Source organism: Myxococcus sp. AB036A (genome assembly GCF_006547355.1).
GTDB lineage: Bacteria > Myxococcota > Myxococcia > Myxococcales > Myxococcaceae > Myxococcus > Myxococcus virescens.
This window is the reverse complement of sequence record NZ_VHLC01000051.1, coordinates 1-20,066: the sequence shown is the minus strand read 5'-3', so window position 1 is coordinate 20,066 and position 20,066 is coordinate 1. Positions and strand designations below refer to the sequence as shown.

Annotated in this window: 18 protein-coding genes; 2 read left to right on the top strand and 16 right to left on the bottom strand. The window is 70.1% G+C overall.

All coding sequences use genetic code 11. The features are described from left to right. The first annotated feature begins 100 nt into the window (after positions 1-100). Complete coding sequence (locus FL344_RS21025; RefSeq protein ID WP_141619789.1) at positions 101-1,456, top strand: aminotransferase class I/II-fold pyridoxal phosphate-dependent enzyme; 1,356 nt, start codon at positions 101-103, stop codon at positions 1,454-1,456. Positions 1,457-1,481: 25 nt separating this feature from the next. Here the strand turns inward: FL344_RS21025 and FL344_RS21020 are convergent, their stop codons facing one another. The 14 genes from FL344_RS21020 to FL344_RS20955 all read right to left on the bottom strand — a co-directional run bounded on the left by FL344_RS21020 (position 1,482) and on the right by FL344_RS20955 (position 16,899). After that, complete coding sequence (locus FL344_RS21020; RefSeq protein WP_141619788.1) at positions 1,482-2,111, bottom strand: histidine phosphatase family protein; 630 nt, start codon at positions 2,109-2,111, stop codon at positions 1,482-1,484. Positions 2,112-2,152: 41 nt separating this feature from the next. Next, a complete protein-coding gene (locus FL344_RS21015; RefSeq protein WP_141589558.1) occupies positions 2,153-2,788 on the bottom strand; it encodes a hypothetical protein in 636 nt (211 codons plus the stop codon). After that, positions 2,785-3,666 (bottom strand): ribonuclease HII, encoded by an 882-nt coding sequence (locus FL344_RS21010; protein ID WP_141619787.1) that lies wholly within the window; start codon positions 3,664-3,666, stop codon positions 2,785-2,787. The genes FL344_RS21015 and FL344_RS21010 overlap by 4 nt, the downstream gene beginning before the upstream one ends. A gap of 275 nt (positions 3,667-3,941) precedes the next feature. Then, entirely contained in the window at positions 3,942-4,325 is a 384-nt protein-coding gene (locus tag FL344_RS21005; RefSeq protein ID WP_228565239.1) for a carboxypeptidase-like regulatory domain-containing protein, read from the bottom strand. A gap of 44 nt (positions 4,326-4,369) precedes the next feature. Further along, entirely contained in the window at positions 4,370-5,836 is a 1,467-nt protein-coding gene (locus FL344_RS21000; RefSeq protein ID WP_141619785.1) for a tetratricopeptide repeat protein, read from the bottom strand. Between the two features lie 11 nt (positions 5,837-5,847). Further along, positions 5,848-7,623, bottom strand: coding sequence for a M61 family metallopeptidase (locus tag FL344_RS20995; protein WP_141619784.1), 1,776 nt, complete (start codon positions 7,621-7,623; stop codon positions 5,848-5,850). 30 nt (positions 7,624-7,653) lie between these two features. Beyond that, positions 7,654-9,072 carry an RsmB/NOP family class I SAM-dependent RNA methyltransferase gene (locus tag FL344_RS20990; protein ID WP_141619783.1) on the bottom strand — a complete coding sequence of 473 codons (1,419 nt, stop codon included), beginning with the start codon at positions 9,070-9,072 and terminating at the stop codon, positions 7,654-7,656. Positions 9,073-9,201: 129 nt separating this feature from the next. Further along, a complete protein-coding gene (locus FL344_RS20985; protein WP_141619782.1) occupies positions 9,202-10,836 on the bottom strand; it encodes a metallophosphoesterase in 1,635 nt (544 codons plus the stop codon). 129 nt (positions 10,837-10,965) lie between these two features. Next, entirely contained in the window at positions 10,966-11,751 is a 786-nt protein-coding gene (locus FL344_RS20980) for a hypothetical protein (RefSeq protein ID WP_141619781.1), read from the bottom strand. Continuing rightward, entirely contained in the window at positions 11,748-12,455 is a 708-nt protein-coding gene (locus tag FL344_RS20975) for a DUF4956 domain-containing protein (protein ID WP_141619780.1), read from the bottom strand. The genes FL344_RS20980 and FL344_RS20975 overlap by 4 nt, the downstream gene beginning before the upstream one ends. 9 nt (positions 12,456-12,464) lie before the next feature. Further along, on the bottom strand, positions 12,465-14,165 hold the full coding sequence (gene tmk / locus FL344_RS20970) for a dTMP kinase (RefSeq protein WP_141619779.1): 1,701 nt from the start codon (positions 14,163-14,165) through the stop codon (positions 12,465-12,467). Between the two features lie 6 nt (positions 14,166-14,171). Beyond that, positions 14,172-14,885 carry a VTC domain-containing protein gene (locus FL344_RS20965; protein WP_141619778.1) on the bottom strand — a complete coding sequence of 238 codons (714 nt, stop codon included), beginning with the start codon at positions 14,883-14,885 and terminating at the stop codon, positions 14,172-14,174. A 17-nt stretch (positions 14,886-14,902) separates the two neighbouring features. Then, on the bottom strand, positions 14,903-16,261 hold the full coding sequence (locus tag FL344_RS20960) for a hypothetical protein (RefSeq protein ID WP_141619777.1): 1,359 nt from the start codon (positions 16,259-16,261) through the stop codon (positions 14,903-14,905). Positions 16,262-16,437: 176 nt separating this feature from the next. Continuing rightward, a complete protein-coding gene (locus FL344_RS20955) occupies positions 16,438-16,899 on the bottom strand; it encodes a hypothetical protein (RefSeq protein ID WP_141619776.1) in 462 nt (153 codons plus the stop codon). A 254-nt stretch (positions 16,900-17,153) separates the two neighbouring features. Here FL344_RS20955 and FL344_RS20950 point away from each other — a divergent pair, with 254 nt between their 5' ends. Next, positions 17,154-19,448, top strand: a complete 2,295-nt coding sequence (locus tag FL344_RS20950; protein WP_141619775.1) for a serine/threonine-protein kinase — start codon at positions 17,154-17,156, stop codon at positions 19,446-19,448. A gap of 15 nt (positions 19,449-19,463) precedes the next feature. Here the strand turns inward: FL344_RS20950 and FL344_RS20945 are convergent, their stop codons facing one another. Next, positions 19,464-19,796: a rhodanese-like domain-containing protein gene (locus tag FL344_RS20945; protein WP_141619774.1), complete on the bottom strand. Its 333-nt coding sequence runs from the start codon at positions 19,794-19,796 to the stop codon at positions 19,464-19,466. Positions 19,797-19,808: 12 nt separating this feature from the next. Then, positions 19,809-20,066, bottom strand: a 258-nt coding sequence (locus tag FL344_RS20940) for a ThiF family adenylyltransferase (protein WP_228565238.1), incomplete at its 5' end; no start/stop codon positions are given.

The window sequence follows — 20,066 nt, the reverse complement described above, 5'->3', positions numbered from 1 at the left end:
ACACTGGAAAGATGCAGAGGCATTAAATGCGCCGCTCGCCCCCCTCCCCGAGCGCCGCGCCTCTCGTTGACAGCGCGACCTTTCCCCCTGGACGTGCTTCATGGATTTCCGAGCTCAACTCGACTCGCCGCTCTTCACCCACTTCATCTCCCATTACGCGCAGCCGACGGGACCTGACCTGCTGGGGCGGACGGAGCCCTTCTTCGAGTGGCAGGAGTCGCGGCGGCAGGCGGGCCTGTGGCCGTACTCGCGAAGCCTGGAGGCGGCACCGAAGGCGGCGTGTGGTGTCCGCAGCGAGACGGGGGCGGCGCGCCAGGGGCTGAACTTCGGTTCGCAGGATTACCTGTCGCTGTCCACGCACCCGGCGGTGGTGGAGGCGGCTCAGCGGGCCATCCAGGACTACGGGTTGCACAGCGCGGGCTCGGCGATGCTGGGGGGCAATACGACGCCGTCGCTGATGCTGGAGAAGGCGCTCGCGGAGCACCTGCAGACGCCGCACGTGGCGCTGTTCTCCACCGGCTGGGGCGCGGGCTTCGGCGTCATCGTCGGGCTGGTGCGCCCCGATGACCACGTGGTGCTCGACGCGCTGTCGCACGCGTGCCTCCAGCAGGGCGCCGCCGCCGCGACGACGAACGTGAGCCGCGTGCCGCACCTCAACAACCGCGCCATGCGGCGCAAGCTTCAGGAGATTCGCGCCCGCGACACGCAGAACGCGGTGCTCGTCGTCACCGAGGGCCTGTTCTCCATGGACTCGGACGTGCCGCGGATCGAAGAGCTCCAGTCCATCTGCCGTGAGTACGGCGCGACGCTGCTGGTGGACGTGGCCCATGACCTGGGCGCGATGGGGCCCCGGGGGACGGGCAGCCTGGGCGTGCAGGGCCTGCTGGGGAAGGTGGACCTGGTGGTGGGCGCCTTCTCCAAGACGTTCGCGAGCAATGGCGGCTTCGTGGCCACGCGCTCGCCGGCGGTGCGCCAGTTCATCCGCATCATGGGCGGGCCCCACATCTTCTCCAACGCGCTGCTGCCCATGCAGGCGGCGGTGGTGCTGGAGTCGCTGCGCATCGTCCGCTCGGAAGAGGGCGACGCGCTGCGCGCGAAGGCGATGGAGAACATCCTGGCGCTGCGCGGAGCCTTCGAGGCGCGGGGCGTGACGTGCCTGGGCGAGCCGTCCAACGTCGTCCCCGTGCAGGTGGGCGACGCGAAGGTGGCGCGGCTGGCCTCGAAGAAGGTGTTCGACCGCGACATCTTCGCCAACCTGGTGGAGTACCCGGCCGTTCGCTTGCGCGAGACGCGCTTCCGCATGCAGGTGATGGCGTCCCACACGCTGGAGCAGGTCCAGCGGGCCGCCGACGGGGTGTGCGACGCCATCGAGGAGGCCCGCGCCGAGCTGGAGGTCCGTCCGGCCGCGACGCGCGCGGCCCGCCGCGACGAGCAGCGTCCGCAGGTGGAGCTGTAGTCTCCACGAGCGTCCGCGCGGGCGCTCAGGTGTCGTCGAGGCTGGCGGCACGCAGATGGGTGACGTCACCCCACGTGACCAGCCGCCACGCACCTTCGTGGTAGTCGAATTGGTTCCACCCGGCGTTGAGCACGGAGAAGGTGCGCGGCGCCGCGTGTGGAATCCCCAGGCTGTGACGGAACAGGAGGCTGAGCACGCCTCCGTGGGTCACCACCACCAGCCGTTCGCCCCGGTGGCGCGCGCCCAGTTCCTCCAGGCACTCCACCGCGTGGCGCAGCCGTTGGGACGTGCTCTCCCCTCCGGGGACGATGTAGTCCGGCGCGCCACCGGAGTACGCGGCGAAGACGTCCGGGTGCTTCTGGCGTGCCTCGTCCCGGGTGAGGCCTTCCAGGATGCCCAGGCCCCGCTCGCGCAGGCGGGGGTCGGACTGGACGGTGTGGCCCGTGCGGGTGGCGATGCGCCGCGCCGTCTCCCGCGCCCGCCCCAGGTCGCTGCAATAGAGCGCCGAGAAGCGGACGGGCTCCAGGCGTGCGGCCAGGGCGTCTGCCTGGCGCAGGCCCACCTGGCTCAGGGTGCTGTCCTGATGTCCCTGGAGGCGCCCCAGGGAGTTCCACTCCGTCTCTCCGTGACGGAGCAGGATGAACTCGGTCGTCATGGACTCAAGCGTCGCTTTGGCGCGTCGCCTGAGTCCAGCACTCAGCGCGTCCGCTCCAGGTGGGTGATGCCTTCTTCCAACAGCGCGGCCACGCCCCGTTTCACGACGTGCACCACCTTGTGGCTGTAGGCCGGCCCACCATGCGTGTAGTGGCCGCTGACCTTGTGGTGCAGCTCCGTGGCGCCCCACACCAGCACCAGGTCCGCCCAGTCCAGGTCGCTGCGTGCGCGGTCCGCCGTGCGGCGTTCCGTGCCGTCCACCATCCGCAAGTCAATCTGGTGGCCCAGCTTCGCCTCCAGCTCCTCACGCACGGCCGGCGAGCCACCCACCACCACCACGCGGCGCACGCCGTAGCGCTGGCAGGCCTCCACGAAGGCCACCTCCGCGCGGCGGTTGGCCGAGCCGCCACAGCGCTCGCAGTGCAGCCGTGGCTCGATACGCATCGGCTCACGCCCGCTGGCCTGCGCGACCTTGAGGCACGCGCCGTCCGCGCACACGGAGAAGAAGCGCCCCGTCAGCAGCTCCGCCGCCTTGAGCAGCTTGGGCTCGCTCATGCGCTGGCGGCCGGGGCGGGTGAGGCCCACTTCCTCTAGCACCGCGCGGGTGCGAGCGCGGGCCTCGGGCAGGGTGATGCCTCGCGCGGCCATCCACTCGTCGATGTCCCGGTCCGCGCTCATGACATCACCCCTGTTCGGGAAGGGGGCTCGGGGAACAGCTCCGCCTGGAGGGCGGAAGGCGGTGCGCTGGTCGGCAGGCCCAGGGCCTCGCGCACCGGCGCGAAGCTGCGTCGGTGGATGGGCAGCACGCCCTTTTCGCGCAGCACCTGCAGGTGCTGCGGCGTGGGGTAGCCCTTGTGCGCGGCGAGCCCATAACCCGGGTACTGGTCATCCAGCTCCGCCATCCAACGGTCGCGCGTCGTCTTCGCCAGGATGGAGGCCGCCGCGATGCTGAGCGACAGTGCGTCCCCCTTGATGATGCCCTTCTGCGGCACCGAGCACTCCGGCACCGTGCGAGCATCCACCAGCAGGTGGTCCGGCTTCACCGACAACCCCTCCACCGCGCGGCGCATGGCCAGCAGGCCCGCGTGGTAGATGTTGATGCGGTCGATTTCCTCCACCTCCGCGCGGCCCACGGCCCAGGCCACCGCGTCGCGCTTGATGGCCTCGGCCAGCGACTCGCGCTTCTCGGCGTCGAGAATCTTCTTCGAGTCATCCAGCCCCTTGAGCCGGAAGCCCCTGGGCAGCACGGCCGCGGCGGCCACGACGGGCCCGGCCAGCGGTGCCATGCCCGCCTCGTCCACACCCGCGATGTGCGTGTGGCCCTGCTCCCAGAGCTCCGTCTCGAAACGGAGCAGCTTGCGCATGCGCTGGCCCTCCGCGCGGTTCTTCTCCTGGCGCGAACGGATGCGCCGGGCGAGCGCATGCGCGCCCGCGCGCGGGTCGGCGTCCAACGCCTCCAGCAAGCCGGTGGGGACAGGGTTGGCCTGGGTGACGAAGCGCGCGGTCAGCTCGGACAGCGCGCACTGAAGCAACTGTTCCACGGTGTCTGCGGACATGATGAGGGCCCGGACCTACCTGGAACGTGGGCTGACAGGCCCCCTTGCGCAGGGGACGCGCTCGCAGCGGCAACACATCCCCGCGGCCCCGTACTCGGAGGAAGCCGACTGGAGGGCCCCCCTGGACGCAGGGTAGGCCAGACGCGGGGAAGGCTGACGAGCGTCACGCATGTCACCAGCCGTACTCCATGGGGTGGGTGGAGCACAACCTCCCTTGCGTTCATTCAGATGAATCCATGAAACAGAGGTTGTCTCAGCGTCACGCGGCGCGGGTCCTACGGATTGAGCTGGAGTTGGAGGGTGGCCGGCTCTGGCTGGCAGTTGCAGGCGTCACACACCCATTCCACCTGCTGGGGCGCGGACACCTTGGCGCCCGCGGTGGCCACGACTCGCACCGCGCTGGGCGCGAGCGATTCGTTGATGGCGGTGCTGACGCCCTGGTCGTCTGTCACGCCGGTGATGCTCACGTTGGAGGTCACGTTGGTGCCGGTGACTGTCGCCCCGCGCACGCGCGCGCCCTCCGCCGACAGCACCTCCACCTTCAGCGACACCTGCTCCGCCCGGCAGTCGTCCACCGCGCGCTCCATGCGAGGCGCCTGGTCACATGCCGCGAAGAGACCGAAACCGATGAGCCACGAAAACCAGCGTGCGCGAACCATGACGTGAAGGGTGATGCTGGCGTGCGAGCGCGGCAACGTCTGTATCAGTCGGAAGTCGGAGACACGCGTTCACTCGCGAAGCGTGCCGCTGCCGTGTCTGGGTAACGGTGGAGCACGTAGCGGTAGACTTCTTCCGCGCGCGGCGTGTCGTGCATCCGTTCACCCAACACACGCGCCAGAAGTACCAACGCACGGGGTGCGGTGGGCTCATCGGGCGCCGTATCTGCCGCGGATTCCAACGCCGCTACCGCCAGTGGGAAATTTCCTTCCACGGCCGCGGCCTGTCCGACGAACAGGTGATGCTCCGGGGGCACACGCAGCCGCGGTTGCTGCTGCACGGTGGCATACAGCGACATCGCGAGTGGAACGTCGCGGGCGTTCACCGCGGCCGCCAGCGCCTCCAGGGTGTCATCGTTGGCACTTCCCGTCTCGGTGGCAGTGGCCGCCGCTCCGGTGAAGGGAATGGGCCCGGCTTCGCGCAGGGGCGGCGCCCTGCGGCTCGGTTGTGCGTCGCCCAGCACGGGTGCCAGGTAGTCTTGCTCGAGGCCATACCCCAGCGCATCGCCCCGCGTGTACAGCAGCAACCCCACCACGTGCGCGGCGGTGAATGGGATGACCAGCGTGACGGCTTCGGCCAGCACGCGTGAGATGACGAAGAGGTCCAGCATGCGCAGCAGCAACGCCACCCCGTGCGTCATGAGGTGGAGGACGCCCAGGCCCACCAGCGTTCCCGCGACCAACGTGTAGTCCCGGCCCAGGCGGCGGACGATGCGAAGGGTTCCGGGCACGTCGAACAGGGTCAGCAGTGGCTGGCGCGCGGCGGTGATGAGGAGCGCCGCGGGCAGCCAGAGGACGCCGAGCAGCAGCAGGCCGATCAGCACCGGATCCACCGTCAGCAGCCCGGGGGTGTCCAGGCCCCGAATCCACGCGCCGAGCGCTGAGCGCCCCTCCTGGAGGAGCGGGCGCAGCACGGTGACGTAGAGGAACGCGGGCATCCAGACGATGGCGAAGGTCACCACGCCGCGGAGGCCGGGGAGGACCGCGTCATGGAAGTAGTCGCGGTAGTCGGGCGAGCGCAGCGCCGTCTCGCCGCGCGCCGAGTCCCGCGCGAGCGTGAAGAAGGTGCCCCAGAAGACGCCTCCGTAAATGGTCAGCGGGATGAGGGCCGAGAAGGAGATGGCCAGCTCCACCAGCCACCGGAGCGCGGCCAGGAAGATGCTGACCGCCACCATGACCTGCGCGCCGGACGGGGTGAAGACGTAGCGCCACGCGCCCTTGAGCCGCTGCGCCACGGACACCCGGCTGCGGGAGGTGAGCAGGGTCTGCGCCACGTCGCCGCAGCGCTCGCACGCCACCAGCTCCACCGTCTGGGCCCGCCGGCCCACCACGCAGTCGGGGCAGAGCGTTTCGTTGCACCTCTCGCAACGCCACCCGGCCACGGTGGACCGATGCCGCTGGCAGCGGGGCAGGGGCACATCCGGTGGAATGATGTTGGGCGATGAGGGGCTCATGGCCCCCAAGCCTACGATTGCCCAGGGGCCTCTTCCCAGGGGCTTCCGAGCCACGCCTGATAGGCGGCCTTCTGGGCGTCGGTGGGGCGCTCCACGCGGGACAGCCACGCCGCCTCCGCGGGCTTCGTCCCCAGCACCACCGGGATTTCCAGCAGCCGGTCGCGGCGGAACACCGTGAGCCGCACCGTCTCGCCGGGCCTCCGCTCCTCGCAGCGGGACAGCAGGGTGGCGCCGTCCACCTTCCAGCCATTCAGCGCGACCAGCTCGTCCTCCACGTAGAGCCCCGCGTCCTGTGCGGGCGAGCCATCCATCACCACCGCCACGGTGCCACTGCCCCGCGTGGTGACGCCCAGCCAGCCCTTGGGCTTGCTTTCTCCCGCCCGGCCTCGCGGCGGCGTGCCTCCCTTGTCGCTGGCGGCCTCGCGCGGACGGAAGTTCAGCTCCAGGCCCACGTGGGAGAAGACGGAGTAGTCCAGCGGCTGCGTGGTGCGCAGCGCCCGGTCGAAGAAGGGCGTCAGGTCCACGCCGGCCACCTCGCTGGCCACGGCTTCGACGCCGTCCTCGGGAACGCCAGAGCCGTCGCCGTAGCGCTGCCACAAGACGCGCACGACGTCATCCAGGCCACGGGCGTCACCGGTGGCGCGGCGGATCTCCAGGTCGAGCAGCGCGGAGACGACCTCGCCCTTGAGGTAGTAGGAGATGGCGCTGTTGGGCGAGTTCTCGTCCGGGCGGTAGTGCTTCACCCAGCTCACCAGCGACGCCTCCGCCAGCGTCTGCACGCGCCGCCCCGGCGTGGCATGCAGTGCGGTGAGCGTTTCGCCCAGGCGCGTGAGGTAGCGCTGCGCGGACATCAGCCCGGCGCGCCGCACGAAGAGGTTGTCGTAGTACGCCGTGGAGCCCTCGAAGGCCCACAGCAGCGAGGTGTAGTTCTCCTTCGCGTAGTCGAAGGGCACCAGCGCGCGCGGCTTCACCCGCTTGATGAACCACAGGTGGAAGTACTCATGCGCCACCAGGGTGAGCAGGTCCTCCCAGCCGCGGTTGGTGGAAAGTCCGACGCGGGGGAACAACAGCGCGGTGCTGGCCTTGTGCTCCAGGCCGCCTCGGCCCCGGTCCGTCAGGTACAGCAGGATGAGGTAGCGCGGCATGGGCAGGCCGCCGAACACGCGGGCCTGGCATTCGCAGATGCGCTTCAGGTCCGCGCACAGCCGCTCCGGGTCCTGCACCGTGTCGCCCCACACCACGACTTCATGCGGCACGCCCTCCACACTGAAGGTGAGTGGCGTGTGGGGGCCGACTTCGAAGGGGCTGTCCACCAGCTCGTCGTAGTCCTGGGCGATGAAGGTGTTCGCGCGCTGGCCCAGCGCGCAGAAGGTCCGCCAGCCCGGGGGCGCGTCCACCGTGACGTGGTGCTCCAGCCCCCGCGTGTCCTCCGTGTAGAGGAACGTGGCGGCGCCGTTGAAGTAGGCGTGTGAGCCGTCCAGGTGGTTGGTGCGCACCGTCAGCTCGTTGGCGTAGACGCGGTAGCGCAGCGTGACGGCCACGCCCTTCGCGTCCACCCGCCAAGTGCGCTTGTCGGCGCGCCGCACCGGAAGGAGCGTTCCGTCCGGTGCATGGGCCGTCATGTCCTGCACCTGCCGCGCGAACTCCCGCACCATGTAGCTGCCGGGCGTCCACACCGGCATCACGGCGTCCAGCACGCTGGCGCCTCCTGGAAAGGAGGCTTCCACCTCCAGCAGGTGCGTATGCGGTCGGGGCATGGAGACGCGGTAGCGGACGGCACGGTGCATGAGCAGTGTCTCTCTCCCCCCGGCCGCAGGTTACTTCGCGCGGACGAGGACGGCGCCGAAGAATCCGTCTGTACCGTGGGTGTGAGGCGCCAGCCGGAGGTAGGGGCCGGGGCCGACCTTCTCGGCCAACTCCGCCCCCAGCAGCTCCGCCACCGGCTTCACCGTGAACTCGGGGTGCTTCGCGAGGAAGTCCTCCACCACGTTCTCGTTCTCCTCCCGCAGCACGCTGCACGTGCCGTAGATGAGCCGGCCGCCGGGCTTCACCAGCGTGGCGAAGCGCGCCAGCAGGGCCTTCTGCCGGCCCACGTGCATCTCCAAATCCTCCGGCGTGAGGCGGTAGCGCGCGTCAGGCTTGCGGCGGAAGGTGCCGGTGCCGCTGCACGGCGCGTCCACCAGCACCCGGTCCGCCTTGCCCTTGAGGGGCGTCAGCGCGGCGTCGGCGTCCGGGCCCTCGTGGGGGATGAGCTGGGCGCGCACGTTGTGCACCCCCGCGCGGCGCGCGCGCTTCTTCAGGTCCTCCATGCGGCGCTCATCGATGTCCAGGGCGTGCAAGTCACCCCGGTTCTTCATCTGCGCGGCGAGCTGCAGCGTCTTGCCGCCGGCACCCGCGCACGCATCCACCACGCGCGTGGGCGGCGCGTCCACCAGCATGCCGAGCAGCTGGCTGCCCTCGTCCTGGAGCTCCAGCATGCCTTCGCGGAAGCTCTCCAGGGAGAAGGCGTTGATTCGCGTCTCCAGCACCAGGCCCATGGGCGACAGCGGCGTGGGCTTGACGTCCACCGTCTCCGCTTTCAGCCGCTGCGCCAGCGCGTCGCGGTCCCCCTTGAGGAGGTTGGCGCGGGCGACCAGCGGGGCGCGCTCGTTCATCGCCTCCGCGGCGCGAGCAGCATCCCGGCCGAACGTCTGGAGGAAGCGGTCGGCGAGGAAGTCCGGCAGCGACGCGGCGATGGGGAAGCGCTCGCGGGCGGGCAGGGCCTCCAGGGCGGCGGCGGCTTCGGGAAGGGCACCCAGGGCCTGCGCATCCGGGGGCGCCAGCGCGGACTGGCGGGCCACCAGGCCGTGGGGCTCGCCGTAGAGGACGCGCGAGGCGGCCAACCGGAGCACGTCCTGGCGCGAGGTCTCCAGGCTGTCGAAGCGCGGGTGGGCGCGGGACAGCAGGAAGTCCACCGTCCGCTGGCGGCGCAGCAGGCCGTAGACGCGCTCGGCCACGGCGCGGCGCTCGTTGGAGTAGAGGTTGGCCTTGCGGCGCAGGGTGAAGTCCAGCGCGCGGTCGGCCATGCGGCCCTCGTGCCGGACCGAGCCGTACGCCTCCAGGCAGGCCTGGAGGACCAGGTCTTCTCGCAGGGGCCTCTCGGGCCGCTCGGAGGGAGAGAGCTTCTTCCCGGACGGAGCGCCGGACTTCTTCGGGGCCGACCGCGAGTGCGGGCGGGACTTGCGTTGGGTGGCCATGACGGAATGCGGCTTTGCATTCCTCGGGCCGGGTTGACAAGCGCGGAAAGCAAATCCGCCCCGGCGGACGCCTGCCCCGCCGCCGCGTGACGTCAGGAGGAGGGGCGGGGGACCTTGTTCGGGGAGGCCCTACTTGCGGCGCCGGTGGAGCAGACCCGCGGCCAGCAGGGCCAGGGCCGCCGGGAGGAGGGTGGCGGTGGGGCCCGCGGCGCAGCCACCGCTCGAGCTGCTCATGCCGTCATCCGGCAGGCCGGGAGAATCCGGAAGCCCCGGGCGGGGATCCGGTGAGCCCGGGTCCGTCGTGCCGGAGTCCGGCGTCTGGGGCTCCTCACCGGGAGTCTCCGCCACCTGGACCAGGGCGGTGGCCGTCTGCTTCACCGTGCCCTGGGTGGCGGTGGCCGTCACCGTGTACTGCCCGGGAATCGCGAAGACGTACTCGGCGACCTCGCCCTCGGCCGTGCCGCCGTCGCCGAAATCCCAGGTCACCGTGGCGGCCTCGAGGGACGGCGTGGCCCGGAAGAAGGCGCGGTGGGGGGCCACGCCCCGCTCGCCCTCCACGGAGAGCGTCAGCTCACCCTCGGGAAGCTGCTCCTGCGGAGGCAGCTCCTTCTGGAGCGTGAAGCGGTCCACGGTGTCTCCGTTCACCCCGAGCAACTGCGCGGTGAGCGTGCCGTCGACCACCGTCACGTCGAGGAAGCCATAGGCCTGGTTGTCACGGATGACGCTCCAGTCCGGCTTGCTGCCGGGGAGCTTCCTCAGCGTCGCGCCGCCGCCGCCCACCACGAGGTAGGGGATGCCCTTTTCGCCGGACCCGGCGACGGCGTCCCCCTTCATGGGCTTGCTGCGCTCGTAGTTGTGGTCGTGCCCGGTGAGCACCAGGTCCACGCCGTACTTCTCCATGACGGGGCCGAAGTGGCGGCGCATGGAGAGCTGCGAGCCGTGCTCGCCACTGGACCAGGGCGGGTGATGGAAGAAGACAATCTTCCACGGCTGCGTCGACCCCGCGAGGTCCCGCTCCAGCCACGCCTTCTGCGCATCCCGCGTGCAACGGTCCGCCGACGCCAGTCCCACGGCGCAGTTGGAGTCGAGCGCCACGAAGTGCACGTGGCCCCAGTCGAACGAGTAGTAGCGCTCCGTGCCCTCGGGGTTGTTGGTGGGCAGGTAGAGGTTGTCCAGGTAGGGCTGCCCCTGGTTCGTCACGTACTCATGGTTGCCGAGCGCCGCGAAGAACGGCACCTGGGCCAGCAGGGCCTCCATGGGCACGAAGAGGTTGTTCTGGATTTCCGCCTCGGTGCCATCGGCGTAGGCGTTGTCCCCCAGCGCGACGAACAGCTCCGCCTGCCGCTTGACCATGGCCGCGGCGACCTTCTTCTGGTTCGAGCCGCCCGTGCCGAAGTCGCCCACCGCCACGAAGTGCACGCTGCGGGTCCCCGGCACCGGCGCGGTGCGGAATCGATTGAGAGGCGTGCGCAGGCCACAGGCCGACACCTCGTACGTGTACTCGGTGCCCGGCTTCAGCCCGGTCAGCACCACCGCGTGCAACTTCCCGCCGTCCTGGGAGACAGCCGACTGGTTGGCCGCTCCTTCGCCGTAGCGCACCTCAGGCTGGCAGTTGGCTGCGAGCCGGAAGGCGATCGTCGCCGTGTCCGGCCCCACCTTCTGCAGATAAGGGTCTCGATACAGCGTCCCTGCACTCGCGGTGCTGGCCAGCAGCAGCAGCGCGGCCGCCCAGGGGGCAAGGTGAAAGGGGGTCTTCCGGTGCATGCGGCCTCCTCCCGAACAAGCTCGGGATAGAGGCGCAACCGTTCAACCGCTGACCTTCATCCTGCCCCCTCTCGGCGTAGGAGACGGTGGGGCAGGGCCCCGTGTATCCGCCTCCTCCCCGGTCAGGCGTCAGGGCTTGATGTCGTAGGCCGCCAGGTCCTCGGTGCGTTCGCCTTCCTCACGCACCTTTCCGATGCCCGGGACGAGCCAGTAGAGGCGCGTCTTGTCCTGTTTCACCTCTCCGTTGTCGTTGACCTTGTCGCGCTGAATCTTGACCGCGTTGGTGAAGGTTCCAGCCCGCGTCGTCACCGTCACGCCGGCTTCGAGCACCTTCCAGATGTACGTCGGGTCCTTCTGGTCCTTCGAGCCGTCGCCCAGGGTGATGTGCTCGAGCACGTCGCTCTTGTACGTCCAGGGCAGGGCGTCCGGGACGCTCGCCACGGACTTCACCGTGGCCGGTGACCAGGTGGTGGAGCGGACCTGCTGGCCATTGCGGTAGTCGTCCTCGCGCAGACGCACGACGAGCCCGTTGGTGAGCTCCACCTGCCACGAATACTCCTCATAGAGGGTGCCGTTGCGCACGCGGTCCTGGCGGCTGTGCACCTGGATGGCGTTGATGCCCGGCTGGCCAGGGACTTCGCCGGGGCCCACCACTGTCACCTGCTTCTGGAAGTTGCCCTCGACGGGGTCCTGGATGTCGTAGGTCCACGTGCTGCCCGAGGTCAGCGGCCACAGCGACTGCGACCCGGTGGGCTCCTCTCCGTTGCCCTGACCATCCGGTCCTCCCGGCGGCACCGGCTCTCCCGGCAGTCCGCCGCCGGGTGTCGGGTCCTGCGAATCTCCCGCGGGCAGGCTGTTGCCGCCACACGCTACCAACCACCCCGCCGCGAACACGGCCACCCAGCTGCGCCTCATACCCGCTCCTCCCGTGTGCTCCTCGGATTCACCGCCGTCCACCGCAAGCCTCGCAGGGCCGCCCCCTCCGTGCGGCCCAGCGCCGCGGCGAGGGAGCCCGGCTCCGGCTCCTCTACTTCCAACTCCAGCCGCCGCCCGTCGAAGTCGAGCGCGCAGCTCTTCACCATGACGTTCCGCTCACCCAGGACCCGGCGCAGCGTGGCCTCCGCGCCCACCAGGTCATCCGACTGCGCCGACAGCACCAGCCGCTGCTTCGCCGTGGCGGGCGCCTCCTCGCGGTTGAAGCAATCCAGCACGAAGAGCAGGACCATCACGAACACCGTCCCGACGGATGCAAGCCCCAGGCTGCCGTGGCCGCACGCCATGCCCAGGCCAATCATCAGGAAGAGGATGGCCGCGTCACGCGGGTCCTTGAGTCCCGAGCGGAACCGAACGAATCCACCCAGGCCCACCAGCCCGAAGGCCTTCGCGAGGCTGTCGCCGATGACAGCAGTGATGACCGCCGCCGCCGCGCACAGCAGCACCTGCGCCTGAATCATGTCCGCCTTGGGCAGCGCCCGCTTCATGAGCAGACGCCAGGGCCGCAGCGACAGCAGGGTGCCAATGAGCGCCGCGGCCAGCATCCGCGGCAGAATCGCGGTGACGGACAGCGCGCTGAGCTCCGCTTTCGCGCCCTCGAACAGGGCTGAGAATGATGCGTCCATGGCGGTGACCTAGGCTTCCATTCGGGTAGAGGTGTCCACGCGGACCGTGCGCGTGGGCTGCTGCGCGAGCGCCCGTGCGGTCGCGGCCACTGCGTAGGCGTTGCGCAGCACCGGCAGCCGGTCTGGCTGTTCCGCCAGCACTCGCTCGATGAGCGCCTGCGCGTGCGGTCCCATGGGCAGTCCCTTCAAGGAGGACAGCGCGGTGGTGGGCCACCGTCCCAGATGGTCCACACGCAGCTTCCAGGCCCGCGTGGCATCCATGCCGTCCACCGAATCCAGCGCCTCCTTCGTCTGCGGCGCGCCGCGCTCGCGCAGCGCCCAGGCTTCCTCGGTGTCCAGGCCCGTCAGCGAGCGGAGCACCAGCTTCAGCGCCTTGCCCGCCAGGGCCTCTCGCAGACCTCGGGCCACCGGTGTGTCCAGTCCCTGGGTGCTGCGCAGCACCGCCAGCCGGTCATGCGGCAACAGGACTTCGCGCAGCGCATCCGCCCGCGCCCCCGGGACACCGGTGAGGCTGCTCGCCACCTCCGAGAACAGCTTGCGCTGCATGCCCGCCTCGCGCACCAACCAGGACTCCTCGCAGTCCTGGCCGGCGAGCCCCGCGAGCACTTCGGCCAGCCGCCCGTCTCGCATGGCGCGCTCGCGCAGGGCCCACGCCGGGGTCGAGCCATCGTTCTTGAGGCTCGCCAGCACCTCCGTGGGGGCCTGCGCGTACAGCCGCTGCCGCAACATGGCCGCGCGCGAGTCCATGCGGCCCGTGAGGCTGAAGGCCACCTCCGCGGGGGCGAGGTCCGCCAGCACCTCGCGCAGCTCCATGGCCGGTACGTCCGCCAGGCCCGCCATGCCGCGCGCGGTGAGGCCCGGGAAGCGCTCCGCGAAGGCCAGGCGCTGCTGGTGCGCGGCCAATCCCGGGATTCCGCTCAACATCCACACCGCGAGCGCCGGTTCGCGCTGCTCCACGGTGTCCAGCGTCTGGAAGAAGCGCTCTTCCAGGTTCTCGAGCGTGGTGGGGCTGGCATGCCGCGGCCGGGCCGGCGCCGGGATGATGCGCTGCACCTGCTGCTCGCGACCCTCCAGCCGGGCGACGACGGCGTCCACCAGCCGCTGTTCCAGCACGCGCAGCGGGACGTCGTTGTTCTCCAGGATGATCCACCGCTGCGGATCCTTCCGCGCCATCTCCAGGAAGGACTCGCGCACGCGCACCGCCAGGCCCGCGCCCACCAGTCCCTTCCGGCTGTCCCCATCATTGACGCGCTTGCTCTGGAGCTTGCCCAGGCGCTTGCGCAGCCGGGCGAGGTCCGGATCCACGTCCACCAGGATGACCAGGTCCGGCCACAAGCCCTGCGAGGCCAGCTCGCACGCGGGGCGCAGCTCGTCCATGGGCAGCCCGCGGCCTCCACCGCTGAGCGCCAGCTGTGAGTACAGGTAGCGGTCGGTGATGCACACCTCGCCCCGGGACAGCGCGGGCGCCACCACTTCATCCAGTTGTTGGGCGTCCCGCGCCAGGTTGAGGAAGAACTCCGTGCGTGGAGACATCTCCAGCAGCCGGGAGTCTCGCGTCAGCTCCCGGATGCGCCGCGCCGCGGGCGCCTGCAGCTCGCCGCCCTCCCGCGCATGCGCCACCCGGTAGCCCAGCCGCTTCAGCTTCGCGGCCAGCAGGTTGGAGAGCGTCGTCTTGCCGCTTCCGTCAATTCCCTCGAAGTCGATGAACACTGTGCCCTATCCCCCTGCGACGCCATCCGCGGCGAAAGCGTGGACCTTCGCCATTCCCTCTGCGAACTTGCTGTAGGCCGGCGCTCCGCCCGGATTGAGCGATGCCAGCCACTCGGGCAGGTCGTGCCCGAGATGCTTCACCTCCACCACCACTCGCGGCTCCACCCACTGCGCGGGCTCCAGCCGCTCCACCGACAACGCAAGCTGGGACAGCGCCTGCTCCGGCGCAATCCGGTGGTAGCGAATGTCTCGATCCACCGTCACCCGCCACGCCTGCGACGACTGGTACACGTGGCGCGTGTACGTCACCGCCAGCACCGGGCTGAGACTGCCTCCGGCGATGAGCGGCAGCAGGCTGGCCCCGCCGTGCAGCGCGCGGCCCAGGTCCGAGCGCGGCACCCAGACGCGGCGCTTCTGCGTGAGGCCGTGGCGCTCCCGTTTCACCTCCAGCACCACCCGTGCCTCGCCGTCCGCGCCCCGGTCCGGTGAGTACTCCTTCGTCCGAACCTTGAGACAGTCTTCCGGCGTGAGCAGGGCCCGCGCCGCCAGCGGGCCACCGGGCCGGTCGAAGTACACGGACACGATGCGCGTGGGCGGCGGCAGGTGCCCCTCCAGCTCCAGCGACAGGCGCGAGCCCAGGGCCGCGGCCGTCTTCTCCTCCAGCACCAGCTTGAATTCCCGCCGGAGCTTGGTGACTTCACCTTCCGCGAACGACAGCATCGTTTGGGTCTCCGTGCTCAGAAGCGTGCGCCGAGTTCGATGGAATGCTGCAGGCCAGGGAATTCATCGCCGGGGCGCAGCGCGCGCTCCGTCTGGAATTGGGCCCGGAAGCGGGTGCCGAGCAGCACGTTGAAGCCGCCCACCAGTGAATGTCCGTCCCCCCGCACCGTGTCGCCGCGAAGCTGCAAGGCCTCCACGCCCGCGACGGGCTGGATGGCCCATTCGTTGCCCACGTGGATGAGGTACTGGGCCAGCAGCATCTGCGCCGTGAAGGGTCCCAGGGGAAGCCGTCCGGAAATGGCCTCACCGGTGAAGACGATGCCCGCCAGCTTCAGCTCCGCGTCCGCGGCCACCGCGTGCTTGCGCGCCAGGTCCATTGCTTCGGAGACGTAGGTGCTGACGCCCACGGTGAGCGGCTTGAAGTTGAAGGGCCGCAGGCTCACGCGCGCGGCGGCGTCCTCCTTCAACCGCACGCCCGCCTCGTCGATGGCCCCCTGGAAGAAGCCCGCGGAGATTTTGAGCCCCCAGACCTGCTTCAGCCGGACTTCGCCCATCAGCCCCATGCGGCGGCCACCCATCTGATGGGTCTCCGTGATGTACTCCTCCACCAGTCCGCGGGTCTGGATGGGCAGGTCCCACGACGACTCCAGCGAGCGCTGGAGGAAGGGCGTCTTGAACTGGCCGCCGTAGAGGCGGAAGCGCTTGCGGTCATCCGCCAGACGCACGAAGGCGTCCTTGAGTATCTGCGAGTCCGCCAGGTCCGCCGTCACTTCGGCTTCCAGGTTCGGCAGTGACGTGCTCACGCCCACGCGTGCGTCCGCGATGGAGAGACGGCGCTGGTACTGGTTGCGCTCGTCGGCGCGGGCCCGTGCGGATACGCGTCCGATGACGCGGATGGTCTGCGCCTCACCCTTGGGTTTGTCGTCAATCGCGTCCGGATTCTCGCCCAGCGAATCATCCTGGGGCTGACCGGGCCGCTGCTTCTTCTTGCGCTTGTTCGCGTCCTGCTCTGCCGTCGCCCCGTCATCCGCTCCGGGGAGAGGACTCACGGAAGGCGGCTGCGCGCCGGGCGCGGGCCGCGACGGAGGCGGCAGGGCCTGGGCCATGGCGCCCTCGAGTGGCGCCTGCGCGTCGTCGTCCTCCGGCAGCAAGGGCTCAGGAGGCTCAACGCCGTCCACCACGCCACCCGACAGAGGGTCATCCTCCACGGGGGCGGCAACTGCCTCCGTCCGTGGGCCGGGTGTCTTGGCGACAGCCCACGCCGGCATGCCCATCAAGATTGCGACGAGCAGGTTCCGCCTCGTCCGCTCATTCACCCGCCACCCGCCCATGTCCACGCCTCCCCGACCGCCACCGGAGCGCGTCCACTGCAACACGGGTGCCCGTTCGATGAGCGGACGCGGAGGGTTGGGGGAGGTTCGGTTCCCGACGAAAAGCGGGCCCGACGGCGCAGAAAAGCAGTGACCTGGTCGTCACGTTGCCGTGACAGGGAACGGAAGTTCCCAATGTCGCGGCAGGCGACCCTGTACGAATGCCCGTCGGTTGGAAGGAGTTACTGCCCGGACGGAGGATCGGCCGGTGGGGTGGGGACGCTGCCCGCTTCCGGCGTGGAGGGCGCCGCGGGTGGGGGCGGAGTCTCCGTTGCCCCAGGGGTGGATCCGGACGACTTCACGCGCCGCAGGACGTTGCGCAGGCCCAGGGCCAGCGCCGTGCCGGCACCCACCAGAATCAACACCCAGCCCATGCCGCGGGGCAGGGGCGAGCTGGCCACGGAGAAGCGCGCGGTGATCACCTTCAGGTGGGTCCCTCGGTATCGCACCTCCAGGTCCCAGGGGCCGGGCTCGTCCGGAGTGAACTGGGTGTGCCAGTTGACCCCGTCCCGCGTCAGCGTCTTCGTCTGCTGGGAAGGCGACCCGGTGGGGTGGAAGGTGACGGTGAGGGGGCCGTCGAATTCGGGACCCTCGAAGTTGCCTACATGCAACGACACGGAGATGGGCTCTCCCTCTGTTGGCATGGCGGGGTGGATGGTCCCCTGAAGGCGCTCCTCCGCGTCGGACCAGCGGAGCTCCAGAACGTCCCCACGGCGTTCGACACGAATCTGATCGTTCGCGGGAGCCGCAACCGTGGTAGTTGCAATGAGGAGGCTGGCGATCAGTGCCCATCCGGATTTGAATCCGGGGTGCCTTTGCCTCCGAAGTGCCTGTCCTCTAAGATGCGCTGCCCTGCTGCATTCCACCTGAGCCTGCTCCCCGCCGGCAATGTCCCGGGATGAACCCTCAATCATTCGGGAAATATCAGCTTCTTAAGAAGCTCGCCACGGGCGGCATGGCCGAGGTCTGGCTGGCGCGCCAGACGGGCATCGAGGGGTTCCACAAGAACCTCGTGGTGAAGCGTATCCTCCCGCATCTCGCGGAGGACCGTGAGTTCGTGGAGATGTTCCGGAACGAGGCGCTGATTGCCGCGCGCTTCAATCATCCGAACATCGCCCAGGTCTACGAGTTCGGCGAGGCCAACGGCACCTATTACATCGCCATGGAGTTCATCCACGGCGAGGACCTGGGCCGGGTGATGCGCAAGGCCGCCAGCACGGGGCAGTGGGTGGCGCGGCCGCTGGCCATTCGCATCGTCGCCGCCGCTTGCGAGGGCCTGCACTACGCCCACAGCCGCACGGATGACGCCGGCCGGCCCCTGCGCGTGGTGCACCGCGACATCTCGCCGCAGAACATCCTGATCAGCTTCGACGGCTCGGTGAAGCTGGTGGACTTCGGCATCGCCAAGGCCGCGGATCAGGCGTCGCTCACGAAGTCGGGCGCCATCAAGGGCAAGTTCGCGTACATGGCGCCGGAGCAGGCCGCCGGCAAGCCGCTGGACGGGCGCGCGGACATCTTCGCCATCGGGCTGGTGCTCTACGAGCTGCTCACGGGCGTGCGTCCGTTGAAGCGCGACTCGGAGCTGGCCACGCTGCAGGCCGCCATGGAGTGCGCCATCGCCGCACCCTCTCAGGTGGCGGACGTTCCGGAGGAGATGGACCCGGTGGTGATGCGGGCCATCGCGAAGAACTCGGACGACCGCTACCGGGACGCGCGCCAGTTCCAGATGGCGCTGGAAGAGATTCTCGTCGGGCAGCGCTGGGTGGCCGGTTCGGTGCAGATCTCCGAGCTGATGGAGACGCTCTTCGCCGACCGTCTGGCCGAGGAGAAGGCCCAGGGCCAGGTGGTTCCCGTGGGCGAGGACTCCGCGAACTCCGGCACGCCCATGCCGCCCACGCCGCCGCCGCATGAGCGTGGCCGCAGCCGCACCTCCGCCGCCGCGGACATGAACTGGGAGGCGCCTCCGGGCGAGGCCTCGGTTCGCGAGCGCCAGCGCGGCTCGTCTTCCCGCACGTCCATGGGGCCCCGGCGCACCTCGGCCGCGGTGCCCACGGCGGAGCCCGATGAACAGGGGGAGTGGGATGCGCCGTCCGGAATCGAGGAGGCCCCGCCGCCGCGCCGGAGCAGGACGTCCGCGGAGCTGCGCCGTCCGTCCAACCCCAACTCCACGCAGATTGCGCGGACGAGCTCCCGTTCGGACCTGAGCCGGACCGGCATGGGCGAGCCGCCCCCGCCTCGCCGCTCCGCCACGCGCGCCGCCCCCATCGTGGAGGATCCGGGGCCGCCCCCGTCCCGCTCGCGCGCGAGCATGGCGGCGGTCGATGAGCGCACCCGGATGGAGGACGAGGAGCTGGACGACGAGCGGACCATGCTTCCGCCGCCGGAGCCCGCGCCGCCTCCTCGCCGCCGGACCGGAATGCATTCCGGTATCCACCCCTCCGAGGCCCCGCCGCGCCGCCGCACGTCGAGCCGCGCGGAGATGCCGTCGCCCCCGCCGCGTTCGCGGACGTCGAGCGTGGCCCTGTCGCGTTCGCGCGCCGAGGACGCGGAGGTGGACCGGGCGCTGGAGAAGTCCGCGCGGAGCGCTCGCGCGGGTGTGGCCAAGCGCAACATCGCCACCGTCGGGTTCATCGTGGGGCTGGTGGCCGTGGGGGTGGTGTTCCACAAGCCCATCCTCTCGGTGCTCAACAGCCGTGCCTCCGACGGGCAGTCGGTGACGCTATCGGTCAACACCAACGAGAAGGTGAAGGTCTCGGTGCGCCACACCGAACGCTGCGGCAGTCCGCAGCCGGTGACGGAGCTGGGGGAGACCCCCCTCGTCAATGCGACGGGCGTCCATCTCCAGGACACGCTCATCCTGGTGAATGAGCAGCAGGGCATCTACAAGGAGGAGGTCGACACACTCGCCTTCGGTGAGCCCGGTCAGGCCAAGTCCTTCACCTACGAGTTCCGCCGGGGCCAGCTCCAGTTGACGCTGAAGCCGGACGGTCTGCGCGGCATCTCCGTGAAGCGCAATGGCCAGGACCAGGGCACCTACCTGGGCAACAAGGGCATGAAGCTCGACCTCATGGAGGGCCGCCACAAGCTGGAGCTGCAGGGCGGGCCCCTGAAGGAGCCCTTCATGTTCGAGGTCGAGATCAAGCCCGGCCTCATCAACAAGCAGACCGAAGACTTGTCCGCCTTCGTGGGCTAGCGGCGTGCCGCCCCGTCAGTAGCGGGGCAGGCTGGGGTCCACCTGCAGGGAGTACAGGTCGATGCCGCCTCGCAGCGACACCGCGTCGATGCCCAGCGACATCAGGTAGGCCGCGCCGTCCAGGCTGCGCACACCATGGTGGCAGTAGACCACCACGGGCCGGCCGCGTAGGGCTTCCAGTTCATCCGCGCGCTCTTCCAACTCAGGCAGGGGAATCAGCAGCGAGTCCGGCAGGGCCACCCACGCATTCTCCGTAGGAAAACGCACGTCGAGCAGCGCGGGGCGGGACTCCGCGGGGCCGGCGAGCAGCTCGGCGAGGCGGGCGGGGGCAATCTCGGGAATGGGCATGGCGTGACGTCCTCAGGCGGGCATGGGGGCGGCGCAGAAGCGCTCGTAGTCGATGAGCTCCACCGTCGCGCCCGGCGCGCACACGGGGCACTGCGTGTCCCGACGCAGCTTGAGCTCCTGGAAGCGGGTGCCCAGCGCGTCGAAGGTGAGCAGCCGCCCCACCAGGGGCTCACCCTGGCCGAGGATGAGCTTGAGCGCCTCGGTGGCCTGGAGCAGACCGATGAGTCCGGGCAGCACGCCCAGGACGCCGGCCTCCGCGCACGAGGGCGC

What these genes read in the sequence shown, in the direction of transcription:
- FL344_RS21025 (WP_141619789.1), top strand. Translation starts at nt 101, where the DNA reads ATGGATTTCCGAGCTCAACTCGACTCGCCGCTCTTCACCCACTTCATC.
- FL344_RS21020 (WP_141619788.1), bottom strand. Translation starts at nt 2,111, where the DNA reads ATGACGACCGAGTTCATCCTGCTCCGTCACGGAGAGACGGAGTGGAAC.
- FL344_RS21015 (WP_141589558.1), bottom strand. Translation starts at nt 2,788, where the DNA reads ATGAGCGCGGACCGGGACATCGACGAGTGGATGGCCGCGCGAGGCATC.
- FL344_RS21010 (WP_141619787.1), bottom strand. Translation starts at nt 3,666, where the DNA reads ATGTCCGCAGACACCGTGGAACAGTTGCTTCAGTGCGCGCTGTCCGAG.
- FL344_RS21005 (WP_228565239.1), bottom strand. Translation starts at nt 4,325, where the DNA reads ATGGTTCGCGCACGCTGGTTTTCGTGGCTCATCGGTTTCGGTCTCTTC.
- FL344_RS21000 (WP_141619785.1), bottom strand. Translation starts at nt 5,836, where the DNA reads ATGAGCCCCTCATCGCCCAACATCATTCCACCGGATGTGCCCCTGCCC.
- FL344_RS20995 (WP_141619784.1), bottom strand. Translation starts at nt 7,623, where the DNA reads ATGCACCGTGCCGTCCGCTACCGCGTCTCCATGCCCCGACCGCATACG.
- FL344_RS20990 (WP_141619783.1), bottom strand. Translation starts at nt 9,072, where the DNA reads ATGGCCACCCAACGCAAGTCCCGCCCGCACTCGCGGTCGGCCCCGAAG.
- FL344_RS20985 (WP_141619782.1), bottom strand. Translation starts at nt 10,836, where the DNA reads ATGCACCGGAAGACCCCCTTTCACCTTGCCCCCTGGGCGGCCGCGCTG.
- FL344_RS20980 (WP_141619781.1), bottom strand. Translation starts at nt 11,751, where the DNA reads ATGAGGCGCAGCTGGGTGGCCGTGTTCGCGGCGGGGTGGTTGGTAGCG.
- FL344_RS20975 (WP_141619780.1), bottom strand. Translation starts at nt 12,455, where the DNA reads ATGGACGCATCATTCTCAGCCCTGTTCGAGGGCGCGAAAGCGGAGCTC.
- FL344_RS20965 (WP_141619778.1), bottom strand. Translation starts at nt 14,885, where the DNA reads ATGCTGTCGTTCGCGGAAGGTGAAGTCACCAAGCTCCGGCGGGAATTC.
- FL344_RS20955 (WP_141619776.1), bottom strand. Translation starts at nt 16,899, where the DNA reads ATGCCAACAGAGGGAGAGCCCATCTCCGTGTCGTTGCATGTAGGCAAC.
- FL344_RS20950 (WP_141619775.1), top strand. Translation starts at nt 17,154, where the DNA reads ATGAACCCTCAATCATTCGGGAAATATCAGCTTCTTAAGAAGCTCGCC.
- FL344_RS20945 (WP_141619774.1), bottom strand. Translation starts at nt 19,796, where the DNA reads ATGCCCATTCCCGAGATTGCCCCCGCCCGCCTCGCCGAGCTGCTCGCC.